3 protein-coding genes are annotated in these 5,217 nt (G+C 37.8%); 2 read left to right on the top strand and 1 reads right to left on the bottom strand.

Translation table 11 applies throughout. From position 1 onward, the window contains the following. Positions 1–312, bottom strand: a 312-nt coding sequence (locus HMPREF2637_RS02965) for a hypothetical protein (protein ID WP_070839061.1), incomplete at its 3' end; no start/stop codon positions are given. A 146-nt stretch (positions 313–458) separates the two neighbouring features. Between HMPREF2637_RS02965 and pabB the strand changes: the two genes are divergently transcribed. Both pabB and HMPREF2637_RS02955 read left to right on the top strand, forming a co-directional pair. Further along, positions 459–2,189: an aminodeoxychorismate synthase component I gene (pabB, locus tag HMPREF2637_RS02960; protein WP_064525035.1), complete on the top strand. Its 1,731-nt coding sequence runs from the start codon at positions 459–461 to the stop codon at positions 2,187–2,189. Between the two features lie 215 nt (positions 2,190–2,404). Continuing rightward, complete coding sequence (locus tag HMPREF2637_RS02955; protein ID WP_070839059.1) at positions 2,405–5,041, top strand: calcium-translocating P-type ATPase, PMCA-type; 2,637 nt, start codon at positions 2,405–2,407, stop codon at positions 5,039–5,041. The last annotated feature ends 176 nt before the right edge of the window (positions 5,042–5,217 follow it).

Below are 5,217 nucleotides of genomic sequence, written 5' to 3'. Positions count from 1 at the left end.
AGATGATGTATAAGACATATTTTCACTATTGTAACTATTCCAAATAAAATAACCAAAAACTACCAATACTAATAAGAAACAAATTCCTAATACGGCTAACCAAATGATTTGTTTCTTTAAGCTATCATACTCACTCATATAGCCATTATGGATTTTAATGAGTTCATTTCTTCTTTTGTTACTTGACTCTTTAGCAATGGCAATTTCTAGCTCATACATTTGATGCTTCCATGAATTCTTAGAAGTGCCTTTTTTCATTTTATGGTTTGAAAGACTGCTGTTGCCTTTCTCAAAGTTATTTTTTTCAGTCATATTTCCCTCTAAAATCTTCTTTTAGTCCCTATCATTATAACATATGTAAAACTATCTGAAAAGTTCATTTTTGGTTAGAATTTTGAGAAAGAGAATTAAAACATGAAAAAGAACCAGAGGGAAACTTCTTATGTTATACTCTAAGTATGCATAAGAAAACTGTTATTGATTTTAAAGAACTTGGTGTCAGACAAATTTTTACAGACGCCATTAAAGAACTAAAAACAAAGAACATTAAGGAAGTTAAGCATCTCTTAGCTGAAGTCGAAGCCTATCAAAATAAGGGCTATTATGCAGTAGGTTATGTTTCCTATGAAGCTGCCCCTGCCTTCGAGACAAAATTTCAGGTTATTGATGGTCCATTAATGTCAGAGTATCTCCTCTACTTCACTATTCATGAAACTGTTCAAACAGAGCCTATTCCACTTACTTATGAGCCAATTTCCCTACCAGAATCTTGGCAAGAGCTAACTTCTGCAGAGGAATACAAGGCTGCTATTGAGCAAATACACCACCATATTCGACAAGGTGATACTTATCAGGTTAATTATACTGTTCAACTTCAACAGAAGCTGACAGCTGATCCCTTTGCCATCTATAACCGATTGGTTGTTGAGCAAAATGCACATTACAATGCCTTTATTCAGCACGATGATGTTTCTATCATTTCCATAAGTCCAGAACTCTTCTTTAAAAAAGATGGTGATAGACTGACCACTCGTCCAATGAAAGGTACCACCAATCGTGGTTTAACAACTGAAACTGACCTCAAACAAGCCCATTGGCTAGCTCAGGATCAGAAAAATCGCTCTGAAAATATGATGATTGTCGATCTACTTAGAAATGACATGAATCGTATTTCAAAAATAGGAAGTGAAGATGTCAAGAGCCTTTGCCAAGTTGAACAATACTCTACGGTTTGGCAAATGACTTCAACTATTGAGACGCAACTCCTACCAAATAGTCGTTTAAATGATGTCTTCCAAGCCCTTTTTCCATGCGGATCGATTACAGGTGCCCCAAAAATAGCAACCATGGAGATTATTAAGAAGGTTGAAAAACAGCCTCGAGGTGTTTATTGTGGAGCTATTGGTATCTTGGTGCCACAGGGACCTAGTATTTTTAACGTGGCCATTCGGACACTACAAATGGAAGGAACCAAGGCTATCTATGGTGTCGGAGGAGGTATTACCTGGGACAGCAACTGGGAAGCTGAATATGAAGAAACAAAGCAAAAAGCTGCTGTTCTATACCGTCAGAACCCCAAATTCGATCTCATTTCAACTGCTCGTGTCCACCAAGGAAAACTGCTATTTCTTGAGGAGCATATGAAACGCTTGCAAGAGAGTAGTCGCTACTTTGACTATCCTTTCAATGCAGAAAAAGCTCACTATCAAGTCGAAGCTCTGTGCCAATCACTAGACTTTGACAAAGATTACCGTCTTAAAATGTCACTTGCAAAAGATGGTGAACTGAAGTTTGAACATACCCAATTAACAAACTTATCCAATGACTTCTGCCAAGCAAGGTTAGTTGAGCAAAGGCATACGTTGGATAGCCCCTATACCTTCTTCAAAACAAGTTACCGTCCTCACCTTAGTATCGAACCTCACGAACAAATCTATTATAATCATGAGGGGCAACTCCTAGAAACCTCTATCGGTAACATTGTGCTTAAAATCGAGGACCAACTCTACACACCACCCGTTCACCTCGGCCTCTTAAATGGCATCTACAGACAAAGCCTAATTGCTGATAATAAGCTTAAAGAAAAAGTCTTGACCGTAAAAGATATGGAACAGGCTCAGGCCATCTACGGATGCAATGCGGTGAGAGGCTTGTATGAATTGAAGGTGGAAGGATATAATTATATTTAACGAAAAAATACAAGTTTTTTGTTCTCCCCTACTCTTGCTAAAGACAAAAGAAACTTCAATATTCTATTGGTAAAAAATCAACAATTTAATAGTAAAATAAAGTATAATACTTACTGATAGTTATTCAGTTATCGTGACTGTAATGATAAGCTTTTTGGCTTATAATTTACTAGCCTTAAAATTCAGTAATAATTTAGAAAGGATACAAACCTTAAATGAAAAAATTTAAAGGCTTGACTTCTGCTGAAGTTCAAGCAAGTAAAAACGCCCATGGCGATAATAGGCTCTCTAGTAAAGAGGCTAACTCGCTCCTCTCAATCTTTATCGAAGCCTTCCAAGATCAATGGATTCTTATCCTCTTGGCTGCCTTAGGATTAAAAATCATCTTCAACTTTGTTGGAATGATTTTCCCTGCTATTGGTGAAGCCAACTGGTATGAGGCTATCTCACTAATTTTCGCCATTTTGATGTCTACAGGATTCTCAGCAGTCTCACAATACCGAAATGAGCAAAAATTCAACACTCTTCAAGAAGAGGCTTCAAAAACTAATGCTAAGGTTTATCGTGATGGTAAACTTAAAGAAGTTCTTGTTGATGATATTGTAAAAGGTGATCAAATTCTCCTTCAATCAGGGGACAAGATTCCAGTTGACGGTATCATACTGGAAGGTGAGTTAAAAGTAAACCAAGCTGTCCTTAATGGTGAAAGTGAAGATGCTAAGAAACTTCCTCTTGGTGATCAAGCAGAACCAGACTCTTCCGACCTCTTTACAGAGCTCAAAGTCTTCCGTGGTACAGTTGTTACTTCAGGTGAAGCCGTTATGGAAGCTACACAAATTGGTGATAATACTGTTCTAGGAAGCATCAATACTTCTCTTCAAGAAGATAGTAAAGATTCACCATCCAAAGAAAAACTCAACAAGCTTGCTGGAAACATCGGTGTCCTCGGTTATAGTGCAGGTGCTGCATATTCAGTAATCAACCTTGTTTTAGGCTTTATTGCCCTCAATAAGGCTAATAACCTCAATGGTGGTTCAATCTTCCTTCTTATCATTGAAACGATTCTCTTTGCGGTTACAATCATCATCATGGCCGTTCCAGAAGGTCTTCCGATGATGTTGGCACTCGTTTCTTCAATGAACTCAGGACGACTTTTAGCTCAAAATATCCTGGTTCGCCATCCTGATACCATTGAAACAGCCGGATACATGAATATCCTCTTCAGTGATAAGACTGGTACTATCACTGAAGGTAAACTATCTGTAGTTGACTTCTTCCTTGCTGATGGAACACTTTATGCAGCTACTGGTGAAACTGACGCTCCTGATTTTGACACAATGTCAGATAGCCTTAAAGCTGAAATGATTAATGGTATCGGTCTTAATAACGACGCCATGGTAGCTGATGGCAGTGCTGTTGGTAGTAACGCCACTGACCGTGCACTTCTTGATTTCCTTATTGGTCGTTCTCAACTTGATTTTGATACAAATACAATTACTGAGAAGCAACAATTCAACTCAGCAACAAAATTCGCAAGTGTAACGACCAACGATGGAAAAACCTACATCAAAGGTGCTCCAGAATTCATCCTAAATGACTGCTACTACTATCTTGATAAAGATGGTAATAAACAAAACTTTACAGATGATATTAAAGCTCGTTTCCAAGAATTATCATTGGAACAAGCTAACCGTTCAATGCGTTTACTTGCTATCCTCAATACAGATGGTAATGATAAAGTCTTGATTGGTATCGTATGTATCCGTGATAACGTTCGTTCTTCAATCAAACAAACTGTTGAAACAATGAACCGTGCAGGTGTTCAAGTAGTTATGGTAACTGGTGACCGTAAAGAAACCGCTGTTGCTATCGCTAAAGAAGCCGGTATCGTTACTGGTCAAAATGACCTTGTTCTTACTCACGATGAACTTTCTGCCCTTTCAGATCAAGAACTTAAACAACAATTGCCTCACTTAAAAGTGGTCAGTCGTGCCCTTCCAATGGATAAAAAACGTCTTATTGAGGCAGCTCAAGACCTCGATATGGTCGCTGGTATGACGGGTGATGGGGTCAATGACTCACCTGCCCTCAAATCAGCTGATGTCGGATTCTCAATGGGTGATGGTACTGAAGTCGCACGTGAAGCCTCAGATATCGTTATCTTGAATAACTCATTGACTTCTATTGAGAAAGCTGTCCTCTATGGACGTACTATGAGTAAGTCAGTAAGTAAATTCATTATCTTCCAATTAACCGTTAACGTGACTACAATTGCTATGTCACTTCTCTCACCACTTTTGGGCCTCAAAGAACCATTTACAATTATCCAAATTCTCTGGATTAACCTTATCATGGACACACTTGCTGCCCTTGCCTTTGGTGAAGAGCCTACCCTAGATCGTTACATGAATGAAAAGCCAGTTGCTAAGAAGGCAAATATTCTTACTGGCTATATGAAATCTGCTATTGGTGTAGCTAGCGTCTTCATTACTCTTGTATGTTTAGCTATTCTTAAAAATGTTGGTGGTATCCAAGGCTTTATCACAAATGGAACTGGCAACTTTGAAATGGTAACAACATTCACCTTTACAGTATTTATCTATGCTGTCATTTTCAACTCACTTAATACACGTAGTAATGGATTCAATGTTTTTGAACATATCGGCGAAAACAAGAAATTCTCAATTGTAATGATTTCTATTGCTGTCGTTCAAACCTTGATTATTCAATTCGGTGGTAAAGTATTTAGTACCGTTCCAATGGACGTTCAACACTATATCGTTGCACTTCTTATCGCGGTTTTGATCATCCCTGCAGATTTAATTCGAAAAGCTCTAACTAAAAACAAATAACTATCTGTTTAACGTATTATAAAACTTAAAAGGATAAAAAGGATTGGGATAACTCCCAAACCTTTTTTAATAATTTCCGAAGGTAATACCGTGGAAAGATCATAACATAAAAAGGCTTTAACAAGCCTTTTTGATTTATTAAGGCTCTATAATTTCTGTAGTGGGTAAAACTACTG

Source organism: Streptococcus sp. HMSC065H07, assembly GCF_001837325.1.
Classification (GTDB): Bacteria; Bacillota; Bacilli; order Lactobacillales; family Streptococcaceae; genus Streptococcus; species Streptococcus salivarius_H.
Note: the sequence above shows the minus strand (reverse complement) of the source record. Positions and strands in the feature narration are given on the sequence as shown.